We start from the raw sequence: 18,966 nt of genomic DNA, 5'->3' as shown, positions 1-18,966 counted from the left end.
CGAGCGGATCTGTGGAGGGATCCGCCGGCGCGGGTCTAGCCGATCGCGTCGAGCCAGACCTTGCGGGCGTCGAGCGCCTCCTGAGCCTGGGCGATCGCGTCGCGGTCGCCGCGCGCCTTCGCCTCGTCGAGCTCGTCCTGGAGCTTCTGGATCGCGGCGGTCAGCTGCGAGGCGAGACCCTCGGAGCGGGCCTTGCGCTCCGGGTTGCTGCGGTTCCAGTGCTCCTCGTCGAGCTTGCGGACGTGCGCCTCGACCTTGCGGAGGCGGTCCTCGATGGTGCGCACCTGCTCGCGCGGCACGCGGCCGACGGCGTCCCAGCGCTCCTGGATCGAGAGCAGCACCCGCTTGGCCTTCTCGCGGTCCTGCTCCTGCAGGAGCGGCTCCGCCTCCTCGAGGAGGGCGAGCTTGAGGTCGAGGTTCTCGGTGTACTCGACGCTCTCCTGCGCGACGATCTCGGCCTTGGCGCCGTAGATCGCGTCGCCGGCGGCCTTGAAGCGCGCCCAGAGCGCGTCGTCGAACCGCTTGCCGGCACGGCCGGCGACCCGCCAGCGCTCGAGGAGCGCGCGGTAGTCCGGGATGGCGTCGGCGCCCTGGGGCACCAGCGCCTCGGCCTGGTCGATGAGCGCCTGCTTGGCCTGCTTGGCCTCGCGGTGCGCGGAGTCGAGGTCGGCGAAGAACGCCTTGCGGTTCTGCTCGATCGTGGTGCGCGCACCGCGGAACCGGCGCCACAGCTCGTTCGCGTCGTTCTTGGGCAGGCGCGGACCCTGCTGCTGGTGGTTCTGCCAGCGGGCGAAGAGGTCGTCGATCGCGGCGCTGGCCTGCTTCCACTGCGTCTTCGCCGGGTCGACAGCCGCCAGGGCCTCGGCCTCGGCGACGATGGCCTCGCGGTAGGCGAGGGCCTCGGACAGCGCGGCCTTCGACTCGGCCGCCTGCTGCTCGGTCAGATCCTCGACGGAGCCGCTCAGCGCGTCGACCCGGGTCTGCAGCGATTCGAGGTCGCCGACCGCGTTCGCCTGCGCAATGGCCGCGGACAGCGACTGCACCGTCCGGGCGACGTCTCCGGCGGGTGCGCCCCGCTTGGCGCGCTGCTCGAGCAGGGAGACCTGCCCGGCGAGCTCCGTGTACTTGCGCTCGTAGTAGGCGAGCGCCTCCTCGGGAGTCGCATCGGGGTACTGGCCGACCTCTCGCTCCCCGTCGCCGACGCGGACGTAGACCGTCCCGTCGTCGCCGACCCGTCCCCACGGCTGCTGGTCACTCATCGCTCGGAGCCTCACCTTGCTGTTCGATGTCGTGCTTCTCGGTGCCCGTCGCGTCGTCGGCCGGTGGGGCTCGACGGCCGGAGGGCCGAAGACCGCGCTCGGCCGCGAACGGGCAGTGACGACAAGCCTATTGCACTCCCCGCGCGGGCGGACCGTGACGACGCCGCGGGTGCGGCTACTGGACGGAGACGGAGGTGATGGTCACGGGCTCGGCGGGGGCGCCGTCACCCGATCCGTCGGCCGTGCCCTTCGACACGACGTCGCTGACGAGCGCGTCGAGTCCCGAGGTGACCTGCCCGAGCACGGTGTACCCGCCGGCCGCATCGGCGGGCAGGGTCGTGTCCTGGTAGACGACGAAGAACTGGCTTCCCTGGCTGTAGCCGTTGCCGCCCTGGCGGGCCATCGCGATGGTCCCGGCCGGGTAGACGCCGTCCTCGGGCGCGTTCTCGACGGGGCCGTAGCTGTAGCCGGGGCCGCCGGTGCCGTCGCCATTCGGGTCGCCGCACTGGAGGACGTAGAGGCCCTCCGTGGTGAGGCGGTGGCAGGAGACGCCGTCGTAGAAGCCGGACTGCGTCAGCGAGATGAAGGAGGACACCGCCTGCGGGGCGGCGGCGCCGGCGAGCGTGATGCCCAGCGGGTCCTCGCCGATCGTGAGCGTGCCCGTCCAGTCGCGGCCCTCGGCGATGTCGGAGGAGGGGACGTCGCCGGTGTTCGACCCCGTCGCCTCGGGCGTCGGGGTCGCGGAGGAGGAGGAGGTCGGCTCGGCGACCGGGGTGCCGGGGCCGTCGGAGAAGTAGAGGATCTGGGCGACGACCGCGAGCCCGATCACGACGACGGCGGCGATCGCCGCGATCACGTTGTCGCGCACGCGCCGCTTCTGCCTCGAGCGGTGGAGGCTCTGACGGGCCTGATAGGCCCGGAGCCGGGTGCGCGCCTCGCGGTCGTTCGACTTGCCCTGGGCCACGTGTTCCTCCGACGTCCTCGTCCGCGCGGCTTCGGCGCGGCGGCCCGCGCACGCAGGCCGCGTCGAGCCTACGAGAACCGCCGGAGGCGCGACAAACGCCGCTCCGTCGCGCCGGGCAGTCGGGCCGGGGCTCTGTCGGAGGCCGTCGTTACGCTGGGGGCATGACCATGCAGCAGGCCGGACTCCGCTCCGGGGCGACTCCGCTCGCCGTGCGGATGCGGCCGCGCAGCCTCGAGGAGGTCGCCGGCCAGCGCCACCTCCTGACGCCAGGCTCGCCCCTGGTCGCCCTCGCCGCCGACACGACGGGGGAGCGGGGAGCGGTGTCCGTGATCCTCTGGGGCCCTCCCGGCACGGGCAAGACCACGCTCGCGCAGGCGGTGGCCCACTCCAGCGGCCGCCGCTTCGTCGAGCTCTCCGCCGTCACGGCGGGCGTGAAGGACGTGCGGCAGGTGATGGAGGAGGCACTCTCCACCCGCGACCTCTACGGCACGTCCACCGTGCTCTTCCTCGACGAGATCCACCGCTTCACCAAGGCGCAGCAGGACGCACTGCTGCCCGGGGTCGAGAACGGGTGGGTCATCCTCATCGCGGCCACGACCGAGAACCCCTCGTTCTCGGTGATCGCGCCGCTGCTCTCGCGCTCGCTCCTGCTGACCCTCGAGCCGCTCAGCGACGACGACCTGGGCGTCCTGGTCGACCGCGCCCTGCACGACGAGCGGGGTCTGCGCGACTCGGTGACGCTGGAGGAGGAGGCCCGGGCGAGCATCGTGCGGCTCGCCTCCGGAGACGCCCGGCGGGCGCTGACCGCGCTCGAGGCCGCCGCCACCTCCGCCCGCTCGGAGGCCCGCGAGGCCGACCGGGTCGCCCGCGCCGCCGCCGCGGAGGACCCGGACGAGGAGGACGAGGACGACGAGGGCGCTCCCGTCGAGGCCGCCGCCGAGGAGCCCGCGCTCCCCGTGATCACGACCGAGGTCGTCGCGCGCGCCGTCGACCGCGCCCTGCTGCGCTACGACCGCAACGGCGACGAGCACTACGACGTCATCAGCGCCTTCATCAAGTCCATCCGGGGCTCGGACGTCGACGCGGCGCTGCACTACCTGGCCCGGATGATCGAGGCGGGGGAGGATCCGCGGTTCATCGCCCGCCGCATCATCGTCTCCGCGTCCGAGGACATCGGCATGGCCGACCCGCAGGCGCTCGTCGTCGCGATCGCCGCGGCCGACGCCGTGCAGTTCATCGGCATGCCGGAGGGGCGCATCCCGCTCGCCCAGGCGGTCGTGCACCTGGCGACCGCCCCGAAGTCGAACGCGTCCTACTCCGCCATCGACGCGGCCATCGCGGACGTGCGCGCGGGCCGCGCGGGCCGGGTGCCGGCGCACCTGCGCGACGCGCACTACCCCGGCGCCAAGAAGCTCGGCCACGGGAAGGGCTACCGGTACCCGCACGACGCCGACCTCGGCGTCCTCGAGCAGCAGTACCTCCCGGACCCGCTCCAGGGCGCGCGGTACTACCGGCCCACCGAGCACGGCAACGAGCGCGACGTCTCCGCACGACTGGCGAAGCTCCTGCGCATCATCCGCGGCGACCGGGGCTGACCGCGCCGACCGCGAACTCGCGCGACCCGCACGGGAGGCCGTGGCCTGATAGTCTTGCGAGGTTGCCCACCGCTCTGTAGCCGAGCGGAGCAGCGCATCCCTCTGAATCGCGCAGCCCGCCACTGCGGTCACCCTTCCCCCGCACCCGCGGAGGACACGACCGCGGCGTCCGCCCTCCTCCCGGAGCCGGCGGTCGAGAGCTGCGACCGAACCTCTCAGACCTTGGAAGGACCACTGTGTCGACCACGTCCCGTACCCGCTCGAAGACGCGCCTCTCGCGCGCCCTCGGCATCCCCCTGACCCCGAAGGCCGCCCGCTACCTCGAGAAGCGTCCCTACGCTCCCGGCGAGCACGGCCGCTCGAAGCGCAAGGCCGACTCCGACTACGCGGTCCGCCTGCGTGAGAAGCAGCGTCTGCGCGCCCAGTACGGCATCCGCGAGAAGCAGCTCCGCATCGCCTTCCAGGAGGCGCGCCGCACCCAGGGCCTGACCGGTGAGAACCTGGTCGAGCTCCTCGAGATGCGCCTCGACGCCCTCGTCCTGCGCTCGGGCTTCGCCCGTACCACCGCGCAGGCCCGCCAGTTCGTCACCCACCGCCACATCATGGTGGACGGCAAGACGGTCGACCGCCCCTCCTTCCGCGTGAAGCCGGGCCAGGTCATCCACGTCAAGACCCGCTCCGAGGGCACCGAGCCCTTCCAGGTCGCCGCCGCCGGTGGACACGTCGACGTCCTCCCCAAGACCCCGGGCTACCTCGAGGTCGAGATCGACAAGCTGCAGGCGACGCTCCTGCGCCGCCCGAAGCGCGCCGAGGTCCCCGTGACCTGCGAAGTGCAGCTCGTCGTCGAGTACTACGCGGCCCGCTGAGTCCAGCCCCGCAGAGAAAGGCCCCGGTGTGCGCACCGGGGCCTTTCCCGTTCCCGGGGTCGCGATCCGGAGTGCCCGCCGCGCTCCGAGAGTCCCGCGCTGCGCCCGATCCGGCCGTCGCGCCCGAGCCGAGCGCCCGTCCCTCTCGCGGCCCGTCGGTAGGCTGGAGTGCCGCGCTGGGCGGCATCGAACGGAGGTCACCGTGACCGGTGGAGACATCGCAGGGCTCATCGCCGCGGGGGTGTTCGCGATCCTGGTGGCGATCACCGCCGTCCCGCTCTGGAAGCTCGGACGCGTCTTCGACAGCACGAGCGAGGCCATCAAGCAGGCCAGCGACGGACTGACGCCGATCCTCGACGAGTCGGCCTCCACTCTCCGCGAGGCCAACCACCAGCTCGCGCGGGTGGACACGATCACCAAGGACGTCGCCGAGGTCACCGGCAACGTCAACGCGCTCGTCGCCCTCACGGCCGCGACCGTCGGCGGTCCGCTCATCAAGCTCGCCGGCTTCACCGCCGGAGTCCGCGCCGTGCTCGTCGCCGGACGGACGGCCGACAAGGCCGGAGCCGCGGTCGGCCGCTCCGCCGCGAAGCGCACGAAGCGCCCGCGCTCGAAGTAGCGCCGCGCCCGCGCCCTAGAATCGAACGGGTCGTCGCGCCGTCGCGCCCGCCCCGCCGCTGTGGAAGGACACCCCGTGAAGAACATCCTCCTGATCGTCATCGGGATCGGCCTCGGATTCGCGGTCGCCCACCAGGTCTCGCGCACCGAGGCGGGCGCCCGGCTCTTCGCCGACATCAACCGCACCGCGAAGGAGCTCGGCGAGGCCGTCTCCGAGGGCTACCACCAGCGCGAGGCCGAACTGAAGGCCGCCATCGGCGAGGGCTGACGCCCCGCCGCCCGACATCCGCGTCGTCACCGACCGAACCGTAACGGAACCCATGCAGACCGCAGACATCCGCAACCGCTGGCTCGACTTCTTCGGGAGCCGCGGCCACACCGTGGTCCCCTCCGCCTCCCTCGTGAGCGAGGACCCGAGCCTCCTCTTCACCGTCGCCGGCATGGTGCCGTTCGTGCCCTACCTCACCGGAGTGGTCCCCGCGCCCTACCCGCGTGCCACCAGCGTGCAGAAGTGCATCCGCACCAACGACATCGAGGAGGTCGGCAAGACGCCTCGTCACGGCACCTTCTTCCAGATGAACGGCAACTTCTCCTTCGGCGACTACTTCAAGGAGGGGGCGATCGGCTACGCCTGGGAGCTGCTCACCGGCGCCGAGAGCGACGGGGGACTGGGCTTCGACGAGAAGGACCTCTGGGTCACCGTCTACAAGGACGACGACGAGGCGATCGCGCTCTGGAAGACGATCGCGGGACTGCCGGACGAGCGCATCCAGCGCCTGGACAAGGACACCAACTACTGGTCGACCGGCCAGCCCGGCCCCGCGGGCCCCTGCTCCGAGATCTTCTTCGACCGCGGCCCCGCCTACGGGATCGACGGCGGCCCGGCGACGGACGACGACCGCTACGTCGAGATCTGGAACCTCGTCTTCATGCAGTACCTCCGCGGCGAGGGCACGAGCAAGGTCGACTTCGACATCCTCGGCGAGCTGCCGCGCAAGAACATCGACACCGGCATGGGCCTCGAGCGCGTCGCCTTCCTCAAGCAGGGCGTCGAGAACATGTACGAGATCGACCAGGTCCGTCCGGTCCTCGATCGCGCCGCCGAGCTCTCGGGCCGCCGCTACGGAGCCGTCCACGAGGACGACGTCCGCATGCGCGTCATCGCCGACCACGTGCGCTCCTCGCTGATGCTGCTGTCGGACGGCGTGACGCCGTCCAACGAGGGGCGCGGCTACATCCTCCGCCGCCTGATGCGCCGCACGGTGCGCGCCATGCGCCTGCTCGGAGTGGACACCGCGACGTTCCCCGAGCTCTTCGCCGCCTCGCGCGACGCGATGGCGTCGGCCTACCCCGAGGTGTCCACGGAGTTCGAGCGCCTCTCGACCAGCGCCTACGGCGAGGAGGAGGCGTTCCTGCGCACCCTCGCGGCCGGCACCGAGATCCTCGACCTCGCGGTCCTGAAGACGAAGAAGGCCGAGTCGCCGACGCTGCCGGGCGACACCGCGTTCCTCCTGCACGACACCTTCGGGTTCCCGATCGACCTCACCCTCGAGATCGCCGAGGAGTCGGGTCTGGCGGTCGACCGCGAGGCGTTCGATTCCCTCATGACCGCGCAGCGCACGCGTGCGAAGGCCGACGCGAAGTCGAAGAAGTCGGCGCTGGCCGATCTCTCGGTCTACGCCGACTTCCGCGCCCACGGCGAGACGCTGTTCACCGGCTACGACGTGCTCGACACCGAGACGCGCATCCTCGGCCTCATCGTCGGCGGGCACTCCGTCACGAAGGCGGTCGCGGGCGACATCGCCGAGGTGATCCTCGAGGCGACCAGCCTCTACGCGGAGTCGGGCGGCCAGGAGGCCGACGCCGGCCGCATCGTCGGCTCCGGCTTCGATCTCGAGGTCCTCGACGTGCAGAAGCCCGTCAAGGGGCTCATCAGCCACAAGGTCCAGGTCGCCAGCGGCGAGGTCGGAGTGGGCGACGCCGCCACCTCCGTCGTCGACCGCGACTGGCGCCGGGGCGCCACGCAGGCGCACTCGGGCACGCATCTCATCCACGCCGCGCTGCGCCAGGTGCTCGGTCCGCAGGCGCACCAGTCCGGCTCCTACAACAAGGCGGGCTACCTGCGCCTGGACTTCTCGTGGAACCAGGCCCTCTCGCTCGAGACCCGCAGCGAGATCGAGGAGATCGCCAACACGGCGATCCGTGACAACCTCGAGGTCGTCACGCGCGAGCTCCCGATCGACGAGGCGAAGGCGCTCGGCGCGATGGCCCTCTTCGGCGAGAAGTACGGCGACGTCGTCCGCGTGGTCGACATCGGCGGGCCCTGGTCGCGCGAGCTCTGCGCGGGCACCCACGTCGGGCGGTCGTCCGAGGTCGGCGTGATCAGCCTGGTCAGCGAGTCCTCGGTCGGATCGACCAACCGCCGCGTCGAGTCGCTCGTGGGCCGCGAGGCCTTCCAGGAGCTCGCCGCCGAGCGCGCCCTCGTCAGCACGATCTCGTCCTCGCTGAAGACCCCGCGCGAGCAGCTCCCCGAGCGGATCGGCGAGCTCGTCGCGAGCCTCAAGGCCGCTGAGAAGCGGATCGCCGCGTTCGAGGCCAAGGCCCTCGCCGACCGGGTGCCCGCCCTCGCCGCGACCGGCCGCACCGTGGGCGGCACGACCGTCGTCGCCGAGAGCATCGGCTCCGCCGGATCGACCGACGAGCTGCGCTCCCTCGTGACCTCCGTCCGCGAGCGGCTCGGCCAGGAGCCGGCCGTCGTCGCGCTCGCCGCCGACGTCTCGGGCAAGCCCGCGGTGATCGTCGCCACCAACCAGGCCGCCCGCGACCAGGGCCGCCGCGCGGGTGCGCTCGCCAGGCGCGCCGCCGGGATCCTCGGTGGCGGCGGAGGCGGCAAGGACGACCTCGCCCAGGGCGGCGGCTCCGACGTCTCCGCCATCGGCGCGGCGCTCGAGGCCGTGGTGCAGGAAGCGACCAGCTGAATGAGCCGGTTCGGCGTCCGGCTCGGCATCGATGTGGGCCGTGCCCGCATCGGGGTCGCCCGCTGCGACGCCGACGGCCTGCTCGCGGTGCCCGTCGAGACGGTCGCGCGGGCGGGCACTGACGGCGGATCCTCGGACGTCTCCCGGATCGCTCACCTCGCCGCCGAGTACGATGCCCAGGCGATCATCGTCGGACTGCCGTTGTCGCTGTCGGGGGCCGAGACGGCCTCGACGGAGGACGCGCGCGGATTCGCTCGACTGCTCGCCGAGGCGGTGCCCACCGCTCCGGTGCGGCTCGTCGACGAGCGGCTGTCGACGGTCACCGCTCAGAGCGCCCTGCACCGCTCCGGACGCACCACCCGCGGCTCCCGAGCCGTGATCGACCAGGTCGCCGCCGTGGTGATCCTGCAGCACGCCATCGATTCCGAGCGCTCGGCCGGCACCCCGGCCGGAGTCCTGCTCGAACCGAACGAAGGACCTCCCCGTGACCGACGTCCCCCCGAGCCGCCGCGACGCCCGCGCCGCCGAGCAGGCGCAGCCGACTCCGCCCGACCCGACTCCGGAGCAGCAGCCCGCGCCGACTGAGGCGCACGATCCGCTGGGCCGCCTCTTCACCGGGCCCGACGTGCCCGAGCCCCGCGGCCGCGACGACGCGGCCGCGTTCGACCCGGACGCGCGCCCGAAGCGTCGCCGCGCGGCTCGCGCGACGGGCGGCGCGAGGAAGCGCCGCAGCCGCCGCGGGCTCATCGGCGGGCTTCTGGCCTTCGGCGTCTTCGCCGCGCTCGTCGCCATCGCAGTCACGATCTTCCTCGAGCCCGTGCGCGGCCTGTTCGCCGAGCCCGAGCCGACCGACTTCACCGGCACCGGCTCGAGCGAGGTGCTGTTCACGATCCACCAGGGCGACGGCGGCAGCGACATCGCCAACAACCTCGTCTCGGACGGGGTCATCAAGTCGTACGACCCCTTCTACGACCTGCTCCTCGCCCAGAGCCCGGAGCCCGTCTTCCAGCCCGGCGCGTACTCGCTCAAGGCCGAGATGAGCGCCAAGGCCGCACTGTCGGCGCTGCTCGACTCCGAGTCGACGCGCCTCGCGAACACCTTCGTCATCCCCGAGGGGACGGCGCTCAAGGAGGCGCTGCCGCTCATCGCGGACGGCACCGGGGTCGCGCTGACGGACCTCGAGGCGGCCGCCGCCGACTGGGGCTCGTTCGGGCTCCCGGCCGGGGCGACGAGCCTCGAGGGGTTCCTGTTCCCCGCGACCTACGACATCGACCCGTCGACGCCGGCGCACGACATCCTGAAGACCCTGGTCGACCGGATGTACCAGTCGCTCGACCAGGCCGGCGTGCCGGCGGACGACCGCTACCGCGTCGTGGTGTTCGCGTCCCTCGTGCAGCGCGAGGCCCGCGTCGCCGAGGACTTCCCCAAGGTCGCGCGCGTGTTCCAGAACCGCCTCGACCAGGGGTGGCGCCTGCAGTCGGACGCGACCGTGGCGTACGGCACCGGCGCGACCGACCGCGTCTCGACCACGGACGCCGAGCGGAACGACGCCGGCAACGTCTACAACACCTACCAGCGCGACGGCCTGCCGCCCGCGCCGATCTCGAACCCGGGCGACGTGGCGATCGACGCGGTCATGCACCCCGCGGACGGCACCTGGATGTACTTCGTCACGGTGAACCTCGAGACGGGCGAGACGGTCTACTCCACCACCGACGCCGAGCACAACGCGGCCGTCGACCAGTGGCAGGCCTGGATGCGGGACCACCCGGAGTACCAGTGACGGCCGCCGGGTACCGCCTCGCGGTCCTCGGCGCGCCGATCGCGCACTCGAAGTCGCCCGCGCTGCACGCGGCCGCCTACCGGGTGCTCGGACTCGACTGGAGCTACCGCGCCGTCGAGACGACGGAGGCGACCCTCTCCGAGGTCGTGTCCGGTGAGCCCTGGCACGGACTGTCGCTGACCATGCCGCTCAAGCACGCGGTGCGCCCGCTGCTGGCGGAGGAGGACGCGGTCGCCCGGGTCACCGGCGCGGTCAACACCGTGCTGGTCGACCGCTCCGGCCCGGCACCCCGCCTCCGCGGGTTCAACACCGACGTCGCGGGCATCGTGCGCGCCCTCGCCGAGGCGGGCGTCGTCTCGGCGGAGCGCGTCCAGGTGCTCGGCGGGGGAGCGACCGCCGCCTCCGCCCTGGCCGCCGCCGCCGAGCTCGGCGCGGCGCGGGTCGACCTCGTCCTGCGGACGGCGTCGAGGGCCGTCGAGCTCGCTCCGCTCGCGGAGTCGCTCGGCGTCCCGCTCTCGGTCCGCTCCTTCGCCGACTGGTCCACCGGAGCGCCACTGGTGATCTCGACGCTCCCCGGCGGGGCGGCGGACGGCCTCGACGTGCCCGACGCGGCGGTCGCGGGCTCGACCCTGTTCGACGTGGCGTACTCCCCGTGGCCGAGCGCGCTCGCCCGGCGCTGGGAGCAGGGCGGCTCCCCGGTCGTCTCCGGGCTCGGGATGCTGCTCCACCAGGCACTCGTGCAGGTGCGGATCTTCGTCGGCGGCGACCCGGTCCTGCCTCTCGATCGCGAGGACGAGGTGCTCGCGGCGATGCGCCGAGCCGTCTCGGCGGGTCCGGCGCACTGACCTCGTGTGCCAGAATCGGAGGATGCTCCGTTGGCTCACGGCCGGGGAATCCCACGGTCCCGAACTCGTCGCCGTCCTCGAAGGACTGCCGGCGGGCGTCCCCGTCTCCCTCGACGACATCCGCGCCGATCTGGCGCGCCGGAAGCTCGGCTACGGCCGCGGAGCCCGGATGAACTTCGAGCAGGACGAGCTGACGATCTCCTCCGGCGTCCGGCACGGAGCGACGATGGGCAGCCCCATCGCCCTGCGCATCGGCAACACGGAGTGGCCGCGCTGGGTCGACGTCATGTCGGCGGAGCCCCGTGACCCCGAGAGCCTGCCCAAGGGCCGCGGCGCCGCGCTCACACGGCCCCGCCCGGGCCATGCCGACCTCGTCGGGATGCAGAAGTACGGCTTCCCCGAGTCCCGCAACGTGCTCGAGCGCGCCTCCGCCCGCGAGACCGCGGCCCGCGTCGCCCTCGGCGCCGTCGCCCGCCGCTTCCTCGGCGAGCTCGGCGTCTCGCTCGTCAGCCACACCCTCGCCATCGGGCCTGTCCGCGTGTCCGAGGGCTCGCCGCTGCCCGGCCCGGCCGACGTCGCCGCCCTGGACGCGGATCCGCTGCGCTGCCACGATGCCGCGACCAGCGCCCTCATGGTCGCCGAGGTGGACCGCGCCCACGACGACGGCGACACCCTCGGCGGCGTGGTCGAGGTCCTCGCGTACGATCTCCCGCCCGGACTCGGCTCCTACGTGCACTGGGACCGTCGTCTCGACTCCCAGCTCGCGGCGGCCCTGATGGGGATCCAGGCGATCAAGGGCGTCGAGGTCGGCGACGGCTTCCTCACCACCACCCGCCGCGGCTCGGAGGCGCACGACGAGCTCTTCCAGTCCGACGCCGGCATCTCCCGGTCCAGCGACCGGGCCGGCGGCACCGAGGGCGGGATGAGCACGGGGACCGTGCTGCGGGTCCGCGCCGGCATGAAGCCGATCGCGACCGTGCCGCACGCGCTGCGCACCGTCGACGTCGCCACCGGCGAGGCGGCCGGCGCCCACCACCAGCGCTCCGACGTCTGCGCGGTGCCGGCGTCCGGTGTCGTCGCGGAGGCGATGGTCGCCCTGGTGCTCGCGAACGCCGTGCTCGAGAAGTTCGGCGGCGACAGCGTCACCGAGACCCGCCGCAACCTGCAGGGCTACCTCGCCGCCATCCCCGACGAGCTCCGCACGGCCGCCGCGAGCGACCCGGCTCTCGGGCTCGCCTGATGGCCGCGTCCTCGGCGGCGCGCTGATGGCGGGCCACGATACCGGCGCGGCCCGCGCCCGCCTCGTCCTGATCGGCCCGATGGGGGCCGGCAAGACGACGATCGGCAAGCGGGTCGCGAAGGCGCTGAGCGCCGGCTTCGTCGACTCCGACGCGGAGTTCGTGCGCACCCACGGCCCGATCGCCCCCTACTTCGACGCCCACGGCGAGCCGGCCTTCCGCCGCGAGGAGCGCCGCGTCGTCGAGCGCGCCGTCCGCCGCGACGTGGTGCTGAGCCTCGGCGGGGGAGCGGTGCTCGATCCCGCGACGCGCGCCGACCTCGCGGACGTGCCCGTCGTGCTCCTCACCACCACGGCCGAGGCCGTCCGCGACCGGCTCGGCTCCGGCTCCCGCCCGCTGGTGCGCGGCGGGGTCGGCGACTGGGTCCGCATCTTCGACGAGCGGCGCCCGGTCTACGAGTCCCTCGCGGACACCGTGGTCGACACCTCCCGGCGGCCGATCACCCTGATCGCCGCCGAGATCGCGGAGTGGGTGCGCGCGCAGCGCCCCTCCGCCACCCCTGCACCATCGGACCCGGCGGCCACGAGCCGCCCGAGCGGAAGACAGTCATGAACGACGGCACCACCGCCATCCCCGTCGCCGGAGAGAACGGCTACGACATCCACGTCGGGCGCGGACTCCTCGACGGCCTCGCCGACGCGATCGGCCCCCGGGCCGCGAAGGTGCTCATCGTGCACCCGCCGACCCTCGCGGTCCTCGCCGCCGAGATCCGCGAGAGCCTGCTCGAGCGCTACGAGGTGCTGCTCGCCGAGGTCCCGGACGCCGAGGCCGCGAAGCGCGTGGAGGTGGCGGCCTTCTGCTGGCAGGTGATGGGGCAGTCGGACTTCACCCGCACGGACGCGGTCGTCGGCTTCGGCGGCGGCGCGATCACCGACCTGGCCGGCTTCGTCGCCGCCACCTGGCTCCGCGGGGTCGACCTGGTGCAGGTGCCGACCACCGTGCTCGGGATGGTCGACGCGGCCGTCGGCGGGAAGACCGGCATCAACACGGCCGAGGGCAAGAACCTCGTCGGCGCCTTCCACGCGCCGCGGGCGGTCGTCGCCGACCTCGACGTGCTGACCAGCCTCCCGCGCAACGAGATCCTCGCCGGCTTCGGCGAGATCGTGAAGTACGGGATGATCGCCGAGCCGCGCATCCTCGACATCATCGAGTCCGACATCGACCTGGCCACCGACCCGACGTCGGAGGAGTTCCGCAGCCTGGTCGAGCTGTCGATCGGGATCAAGGCGCGGGTCGTCGGCGAGGACTTCACCGAGAAGGGCCTGCGCGAGATCCTGAACTACGGGCACACCCTCGGGCACGCGGTCGAGCACGCCGAGCGCTACCAGTGGCGCCACGGCGCGGCCGTCTCCGTCGGGATGATGTTCGCGGCCGAGCTCTCGCGCCTGACCGGATCGCTCAGCGACGCGGTCGTGGACCGCCAGCGCCGGGTCCTCGAATCGCTGACCCTGCCGACGAGCTACCCGCTCGGACGATGGGAGACGCTCCTCGCCGCGATGCAGCGCGACAAGAAGACCCGCGCGGGGATGCTCCGCTTCGTGGTCCTCGACGACATCGCCCGCCCGAGCATCCTGCAGGGGCCGGAGACGTCGCTGCTGTTCGCGGCGTACCAGGAGATCGGATCGTAGGTCCGGCTCGGCTGAGCCCGGGCGGCGCCGTCAGCCTCCGCCCAGGGCGGCCCTCCGCGCCTGGGCGTACTCGGCCTCGGTGATCGTGCCCGCCGCTCGCAGCGCCTCCAGCTCGGCGAGCCGGTCCGCCAGCGGGCGGGCGGAGCCGGGACCCTCGCGCGCGAAGCGGGCCGCGACCTCGGTCCGCAGGGTCAGCGGATCCACTCCGAGCGAGCGCGCCCGGTGCACGTTCACGACGATCAGCACCACGACGAGCACGATCACGACGGCGATGACGATCGGCACGGCGATGAACGCGATCGAGTACCAGGGCGGCACGACGGTGTCGGCGGGAACGGCGTCCCTGTGCTCCTCCTCGGGGTCGGTCCTCCACCGTCTCGCGCTCCGGCGGACCGGTGGGGCGATTCGCACGCGGCGTCCAGACTCCTCTGCCGACGGGGCCGCGTCGACTACACTCGACGGGTCAGCCGGACCGGCCGATATCGCCGCGCCCGCGTACCGGGCTCGCCGGCGCAGACTTCCACCGAAACGGATCCCCCTTCGCATGGCCTCTACCACCGACATCAAGAACGGCACCGTCCTCAGCATCGACGGCCAGCTCTGGAACGTCATCGACTTCCAGCACGTCAAGCCGGGCAAGGGCGGCGCCTTCGTCCGCACCAAGATGAAGAACGTCCTCACGGGCAAGGTCGTCGACAAGACCTTCAACGCGGGCGCCAAGATCGACACGGCCAACGTCGACCGCCGCGACTTCCAGTACCTCTACCGCGACGGCGCGGACTTCGTGTTCATGGACACCAGCGACTACGACCAGATCACCGTCCCCGAGGCGGTCGTCGGCGACGCGGCGAACTTCATGCTCGAGAACCAGAACGTGACTCTCGCCCTGCACGACGGCGACCCGCTCTACATCGACCTCCCCGCCTCGGTCGTCCTCGAGATCACCTACACGGAGCCGGGCCTCCAGGGCGACCGCTCGACCGGCGGCACCAAGCCCGCGACGGTCGAGACCGGCTACCAGATCCAGGTCCCGCTCTTCCTCGAGCAGGGCACGAAGGTCAAGGTCGACACCCGCACGGGCGACTACCTCGGCCGCGTCAGCTGAGCCGGGCCTCCCGTGAGTGCTCGCACGAAGGCGCGCAAGCGCGCCCTCGACATCCTCTACAACGCCGACGTGCGGCAGATCAGCTTCGCCCAGTCGCTGCGCGCCGAGGCCGAGCGGGCGGCGAACGAGCCGGCCCGTGAGGCCTCGTGGCTCTACGCCCGCGAGATCGTCGACGGGGTCATCGACCACGCCGACGAGATCGACGAGCTGATCGCCCGGCTAGCCCAGGGCTGGACCCTCTCGCGCATGCCCTTGGTCGACCGCGCGATCCTCCGGATCGGGGTGTGGGAGATCCTGCACAACGACGCGGTGCCCGACGGCGTCGCCATCTCGGAGGCCGTCGAGGCCGCCACGTCGCTGTCGACCGACGACTCGGCGGGCTTCATCAACGGGCTCCTCGCCTCCGTCGCGGAGTCCCGCACGACGGCGTGACCCGCCCCGGAGACCTGCTCGGCCCGCCGGATCCCCGTGATCGGGCGGGCCGAGGTCGTTCCCGGGGAGGCCGTCCGGCGGCCCGCGCGACGGCCCCTATACTCGACACGGCTTTTCCTTTAACAGCCGTCCTGTGAGGCGGGGAAGGAGGTCGGTGTGACGGCACGAATCGTGCTCAACGGCGCTGACATCACGCGAGCGCTGACGCGCATCGCCCACGAGATCCTCGAGTCGAACCGCGGCCCCGAGTCGCTGGTCGTCCTCGGCATCCCGACGCGCGGCGTCGCCCTCGCGAGGCGCATCGCCGAGACGATCGCGCGGATCGAGCCGGACGGGCCCCCCGTCTTCGCCGGCTCCCTCGACGTGACGATGTACCGCGACGACCTCTCCCGGCACCCGGTCCGCACCCCCGCGCGCACCGCCGTCCCCGCGAGCATCGACGGCCGGACCGTGGTCCTCGTCGATGACGTCCTCTTCTCGGGCCGCACCATCCGCGCCGCCCTGGACGCCCTCAGCGACATCGGCCGTCCGCGGGCCGTGCGGCTGGCCGCGCTGGTCGACCGCGGGCACCGCGAGCTCCCGATCCGGGCGGACTTCGTCGGCAAGAACCTGCCGAGCAGCCTGAGCGAGCGGATCAACGTCCGGCTCGTCGAGACGGACGGTGAGGACCTGGTCGCGATCGAGTCGCAGGCCACCGGCGAGGAGACGGCTCCGTGAAGCACCTGCTCTCGACCCGGGACCTCGACCGCGCGAGCGCGATCGCACTCCTCGACATCGCCGAGGACATGGCGGACGTGCAGAACCGCGAGGTCAAGAAGCTGCCGACCCTGCGCGGGAAGACCGTGGTCAATCTCTTCTTCGAGGACTCCACCCGCACGCGGATCTCGTTCGAGGCGGCGGCGAAGCGGCTCTCGGCCGACGTCATCAACTTCAGCGCGAAGGGCTCCAGCGTCTCCAAGGGCGAGAGCCTGAAGGACACCGCGCAGACGCTCGCCGCGATGGGCGCCGACGGCGTGGTCATCCGCCACAGCGCCTCCGGAGCCCCCGCGGTTCTGGCGGCGAGCGGCTGGATCGACGCGTCGATCCTCAACGCCGGTGACGGGACCCACGAGCACCCGACCCAGGCGCTCCTGGACGCGTTCACCATCCGCCGGCGCCTGCACGGCGCCTCCGCGTCCCGCGGCAAGAGCCTCGACGGCGTCGCGGTCACGATCGTGGGCGACGTCCTGCACTCGCGGGTGGCGCGCTCGAACGTCTGGCTGCTGACGGCGCTGGGCGCCGAGGTGACCCTGGTCGCACCGCCGACCCTCGTGCCGGTCGACACGCGCGACTGGCCCGCGACCATCCGCTTCGATCTGGACGAGGCGATCGACACCGGGCTCCCCGACGTCGTGATGCTCCTGCGCATCCAGCTCGAGCGGATGTCGAGCGGGTTCTTCCCCAACGGCCGGGAGTACGCGCGGATCTGGGGCCTCGACGACGAGCGGCTCGCCCGGCTGGGTCCCGATACCATCGTCATGCACCCCGGACCCATGAACAGGGGCGTCGAGATCTCCTCGGCGGCCGCCGATTCGAGCCGCTCCACGGTGCTCGAACAGGTCACGAACGGAGTGTCCGTCCGGATGGCCGCGCTCTACCTGCTGCTGTCCGGCGAACGGGAGGTCCACTGATGAGCACTGCCCAGCCGCTTCAGAGCACGGCGCCGGAGCGGATCCTGATCTCGGGAGCGACGCTCGCCGACGAGTCGACCGCCGACCTGCTGATCGATGGGGGCGTGATCGTCGAGATCGGCGCCGACCTCGACTCGCGCGGGGCCCGCGTGATCGACGCCGACGGCCTGCTGGCGCTGCCCGGCCTGGTCGACCTGCACACGCACCTGCGCGAGCCGGGGTTCGAGCAGAGCGAGACGATCCTCACCGGCACGAGAGCTGCGGCCGCCGGAGGCTTCACCGCCGTCTTCGCGATGGCGAACACCTCGCCGGTGCAGGACACCGCGGGCGTGGTCGAGCAGGTGCAGAGCCTGGGCGAGGACGCCGGCTACGCGACGGTCCGCCCGATCGGCGCGGTGACCGTGGGTCTGGCGGGGGAGTCGCTCGCCGAGCTCGGCGCGATGGCCCGCAGCCGCGCGGCCGTGCGGGTCTTCTCGGACGACGGGAAGTGCGTCTCGGACGCGCTGCTGATGCGCCGCGCTCTCGAGTACGTCAAGGCGTTCGACGGAGTCGTCGCCCAGCACGCGCAGGAGCCGCGGCTCACCGTCGGCGCGCAGATGAACGAGGGCGCCGTCTCCAGCGCCCTCGGCCTGCAGGGCTGGCCCGCCGTGGCCGAGGAGGCGATCATCGCCCGCGACGTGCTCCTCGCCGAGCACGTGGGCTCCCGCCTGCACGTCTGCCACGTCTCGACCGCGGGCTCGGTCGACGTCATCCGCTGGGCGAAGGCCCGGGGGATCGACGTGACCGCCGAGGTCACCCCCCACCACCTGCTCCTCACCGAGCAGGCCGTCGCCGGCCAGGACGGGCCGAGCTACGACGCCCGCTTCAAGGTGAACCCGCCGCTGCGCCGCGACGAGGACGTGCTCGCCCTCCGCGAGGCCCTCGCCGACGGCACCATCGACATCGTCGCCACCGACCACGCGCCGCACCCGGTCGAGGCGAAGGACTGCGAGTGGGACGCCGCGGCGTTCGGCATGGTCGGCCTCGAGAGCGCGCTGAGCGTGGTGCACGCCGCCGTCGTCGAGGACGGGCGGATGAGCTGGTCCGACGTCGCGCGCGTGCTCTCCTCCGCCCCCGCCCGCATCGGCCGGCTCGACGGCTACGACCGCGGCCTCGCCGTCGGGGCCGCCGCGAACGTCGTGCTCTACGACCCGGAGGCGCGACGCCGCTTCTCCGTCGAGGACCTGCGCGGCCGCAGCGGCAACTCCCCGTACCTCGGTCGCGAGCTGCCGGGCCGCGTCGTCGCCACCCTCCACCGGGGCTTCCCGACCGTGCTGGACGGCGAGCTCGTCGACGCGGCGGTCGTCGCCGCCTCCGCGAAGGCCTCCCGTGGATAGGGCCGCGATCACGATCGTCATCGCCGCGGTCGTCGTCCTCGTCTTCGTCGGCATGCTGCTCTCCTGGCGCGCGCGGCGCCGCCGCTCGGCCGCCCTCGCGCCGGAGCCCGTGCCCGCGTCCTCGCTGGGCGCCGAGGTCGAGCGCGTCGACCTCCCGTACGTGGCCACGACCCGCTTCGAGCAGCCGCTCGAGCGCGTCGTGCTGCCGGGGCTCGGCTTCCGCGGCAACGCGGTGCTGCGCCTCCACGAGCGCGGCGTCGTGATCGCCCCCGTCGGCGAGCGCGAGACGGTGATCCCGGCCTCCCTCCTGCGCGGAGCGGGCCAGGGCAGCTACGTGATCGACCGCGTCGTCGAGGAGGGCGGCCTGCTCGTGATCTCCTGGTCGCCCCGCGGCGACGAGACCGTCGACAGCTACCTCCGCGTGGCCGAGCCCGCCCTCCGGGCGCACCTGGTCGCCGAGCTGCAGCGCCTCGCCGGCCTCCGTTCCTCCCCCTCCCACCCCGGAGCCGCCGACGGCGGCCCCGACACGACCCAGAAGGGCTCCTAGTC

19 protein-coding genes and 1 pseudogene are annotated in these 18,966 nt (G+C 72.8%); 17 read left to right on the top strand and 3 right to left on the bottom strand.

The genetic code is table 11. The features are described 5' to 3' along the window. Positions 1-35 precede the first annotated feature (35 nt). Positions 36-1,259, bottom strand: coding sequence for a DUF349 domain-containing protein (locus tag C5C46_RS00985; RefSeq protein ID WP_104225332.1), 1,224 nt, complete (start codon positions 1,257-1,259; stop codon positions 36-38). Between the two features lie 175 nt (positions 1,260-1,434). Beyond that, on the bottom strand, positions 1,435-2,223 hold the full coding sequence (locus tag C5C46_RS00980) for a peptidylprolyl isomerase (protein WP_104225331.1): 789 nt from the start codon (positions 2,221-2,223) through the stop codon (positions 1,435-1,437). A 161-nt stretch (positions 2,224-2,384) separates the two neighbouring features. On the opposite strand from C5C46_RS00980, the gene C5C46_RS00975 reads away from it, so the two are divergent. The 11 genes and pseudogenes from C5C46_RS00975 (at position 2,385) to aroB (ending at position 13,834) form a co-directional block, all read left to right on the top strand. Next, positions 2,385-3,818 carry a replication-associated recombination protein A gene (locus tag C5C46_RS00975; RefSeq protein WP_104225330.1) on the top strand — a complete coding sequence of 478 codons (1,434 nt, stop codon included), beginning with the start codon at positions 2,385-2,387 and terminating at the stop codon, positions 3,816-3,818. Between the two features lie 236 nt (positions 3,819-4,054). Next, positions 4,055-4,684, top strand: a complete 630-nt coding sequence (gene rpsD / locus C5C46_RS00970) for a 30S ribosomal protein S4 (RefSeq protein WP_068210518.1) — start codon at positions 4,055-4,057, stop codon at positions 4,682-4,684. A 202-nt stretch (positions 4,685-4,886) separates the two neighbouring features. Further along, positions 4,887-5,303, top strand: a complete 417-nt coding sequence (locus C5C46_RS00965; protein ID WP_104224759.1) for a DUF948 domain-containing protein — start codon at positions 4,887-4,889, stop codon at positions 5,301-5,303. A 75-nt stretch (positions 5,304-5,378) separates the two neighbouring features. Continuing rightward, entirely contained in the window at positions 5,379-5,570 is a 192-nt protein-coding gene (locus C5C46_RS00960) for a hypothetical protein (RefSeq protein ID WP_104225329.1), read from the top strand. A 52-nt stretch (positions 5,571-5,622) separates the two neighbouring features. After that, positions 5,623-8,280 carry an alanine--tRNA ligase gene (gene alaS / locus C5C46_RS00955; RefSeq protein ID WP_104225328.1) on the top strand — a complete coding sequence of 886 codons (2,658 nt, stop codon included), beginning with the start codon at positions 5,623-5,625 and terminating at the stop codon, positions 8,278-8,280. Beyond that, positions 8,281-8,754: pseudogene (gene ruvX / locus C5C46_RS00950) on the top strand (Holliday junction resolvase RuvX); the annotation flags it as partial. Between the two features lie 10 nt (positions 8,755-8,764). Then, positions 8,765-10,063, top strand: a complete 1,299-nt coding sequence (mltG, locus tag C5C46_RS00945; RefSeq protein WP_104225327.1) for an endolytic transglycosylase MltG — start codon at positions 8,765-8,767, stop codon at positions 10,061-10,063. After that, entirely contained in the window at positions 10,060-10,908 is an 849-nt protein-coding gene (locus C5C46_RS00940; protein ID WP_258059240.1) for a shikimate dehydrogenase, read from the top strand. Before mltG ends, C5C46_RS00940 begins: the two co-directional genes overlap by 4 nt. 22 nt (positions 10,909-10,930) lie before the next feature. After that, positions 10,931-12,148 (top strand): chorismate synthase, encoded by a 1,218-nt coding sequence (aroC, locus tag C5C46_RS00935; RefSeq protein ID WP_104225326.1) that lies wholly within the window; start codon positions 10,931-10,933, stop codon positions 12,146-12,148. A gap of 25 nt (positions 12,149-12,173) precedes the next feature. Continuing rightward, entirely contained in the window at positions 12,174-12,758 is a 585-nt protein-coding gene (locus tag C5C46_RS00930; protein WP_104225325.1) for a shikimate kinase, read from the top strand. Further along, a complete protein-coding gene (gene aroB, locus C5C46_RS00925) occupies positions 12,755-13,834 on the top strand; it encodes a 3-dehydroquinate synthase (RefSeq protein ID WP_104225324.1) in 1,080 nt (359 codons plus the stop codon). Before C5C46_RS00930 ends, aroB begins: the two co-directional genes overlap by 4 nt. A gap of 30 nt (positions 13,835-13,864) precedes the next feature. Here the strand turns inward: aroB and C5C46_RS00920 are convergent, their stop codons facing one another. Further along, the gene (locus C5C46_RS00920; protein ID WP_146078913.1) at positions 13,865-14,245 is read right to left on the bottom strand and encodes an SHOCT domain-containing protein; all 381 of its coding nucleotides are present in this window, start codon (positions 14,243-14,245) and stop codon (positions 13,865-13,867) included. Between the two features lie 133 nt (positions 14,246-14,378). Here C5C46_RS00920 and efp point away from each other — a divergent pair, with 133 nt between their 5' ends. The 6 genes from efp (at position 14,379) to C5C46_RS00890 (ending at position 18,964) form a co-directional block, all read left to right on the top strand. Continuing rightward, positions 14,379-14,939, top strand: a complete 561-nt coding sequence (efp, locus tag C5C46_RS00915) for an elongation factor P (protein WP_068210208.1) — start codon at positions 14,379-14,381, stop codon at positions 14,937-14,939. A gap of 12 nt (positions 14,940-14,951) precedes the next feature. Further along, the gene (gene nusB, locus C5C46_RS00910; protein WP_104224751.1) at positions 14,952-15,371 is read left to right on the top strand and encodes a transcription antitermination factor NusB; all 420 of its coding nucleotides are present in this window, start codon (positions 14,952-14,954) and stop codon (positions 15,369-15,371) included. Positions 15,372-15,527: 156 nt separating this feature from the next. Further along, the gene (pyrR, locus tag C5C46_RS00905; protein ID WP_104224750.1) at positions 15,528-16,088 is read left to right on the top strand and encodes a bifunctional pyr operon transcriptional regulator/uracil phosphoribosyltransferase PyrR; all 561 of its coding nucleotides are present in this window, start codon (positions 15,528-15,530) and stop codon (positions 16,086-16,088) included. Then, complete coding sequence (locus C5C46_RS00900) at positions 16,085-17,041, top strand: aspartate carbamoyltransferase catalytic subunit (protein WP_104224749.1); 957 nt, start codon at positions 16,085-16,087, stop codon at positions 17,039-17,041. The genes pyrR and C5C46_RS00900 overlap by 4 nt, the downstream gene beginning before the upstream one ends. Beyond that, complete coding sequence (locus C5C46_RS00895) at positions 17,041-18,417, top strand: dihydroorotase (RefSeq protein ID WP_104224748.1); 1,377 nt, start codon at positions 17,041-17,043, stop codon at positions 18,415-18,417. Before C5C46_RS00900 ends, C5C46_RS00895 begins: the two co-directional genes overlap by 1 nt. Further along, positions 18,410-18,964 (top strand): hypothetical protein, encoded by a 555-nt coding sequence (locus C5C46_RS00890; RefSeq protein WP_104225322.1) that lies wholly within the window; start codon positions 18,410-18,412, stop codon positions 18,962-18,964. Before C5C46_RS00895 ends, C5C46_RS00890 begins: the two co-directional genes overlap by 8 nt. Positions 18,965-18,966: the final 2 nt, after the last annotated feature.

Origin of the sequence: Rathayibacter sp. AY1E6, from assembly GCF_002931115.1 — a bacterium.
In the GTDB taxonomy this organism is placed as follows: domain Bacteria; phylum Actinomycetota; class Actinomycetes; order Actinomycetales; family Microbacteriaceae; genus Rathayibacter.
This window is presented reverse-complemented; position numbering and strand designations above follow the sequence as displayed.

Bases quoted from the DNA above. Each gene is read 5' to 3' on its own strand.
- C5C46_RS00985 (WP_104225332.1), bottom strand. From the start codon at position 1,259: ATGAGTGACCAGCAGCCGTGGGGACGGGTCGGCGACGACGGGACGGTC.
- C5C46_RS00975 (WP_104225330.1), top strand. From the start codon at position 2,385: ATGACCATGCAGCAGGCCGGACTCCGCTCCGGGGCGACTCCGCTCGCC.
- alaS (WP_104225328.1), top strand. From the start codon at position 5,623: ATGCAGACCGCAGACATCCGCAACCGCTGGCTCGACTTCTTCGGGAGC.
- aroC (WP_104225326.1), top strand. From the start codon at position 10,931: ATGCTCCGTTGGCTCACGGCCGGGGAATCCCACGGTCCCGAACTCGTC.
- C5C46_RS00930 (WP_104225325.1), top strand. From the start codon at position 12,174: ATGGCGGGCCACGATACCGGCGCGGCCCGCGCCCGCCTCGTCCTGATC.
- aroB (WP_104225324.1), top strand. From the start codon at position 12,755: ATGAACGACGGCACCACCGCCATCCCCGTCGCCGGAGAGAACGGCTAC.
- efp (WP_068210208.1), top strand. From the start codon at position 14,379: ATGGCCTCTACCACCGACATCAAGAACGGCACCGTCCTCAGCATCGAC.
- C5C46_RS00895 (WP_104224748.1), top strand. From the start codon at position 17,041: ATGAGCACTGCCCAGCCGCTTCAGAGCACGGCGCCGGAGCGGATCCTG.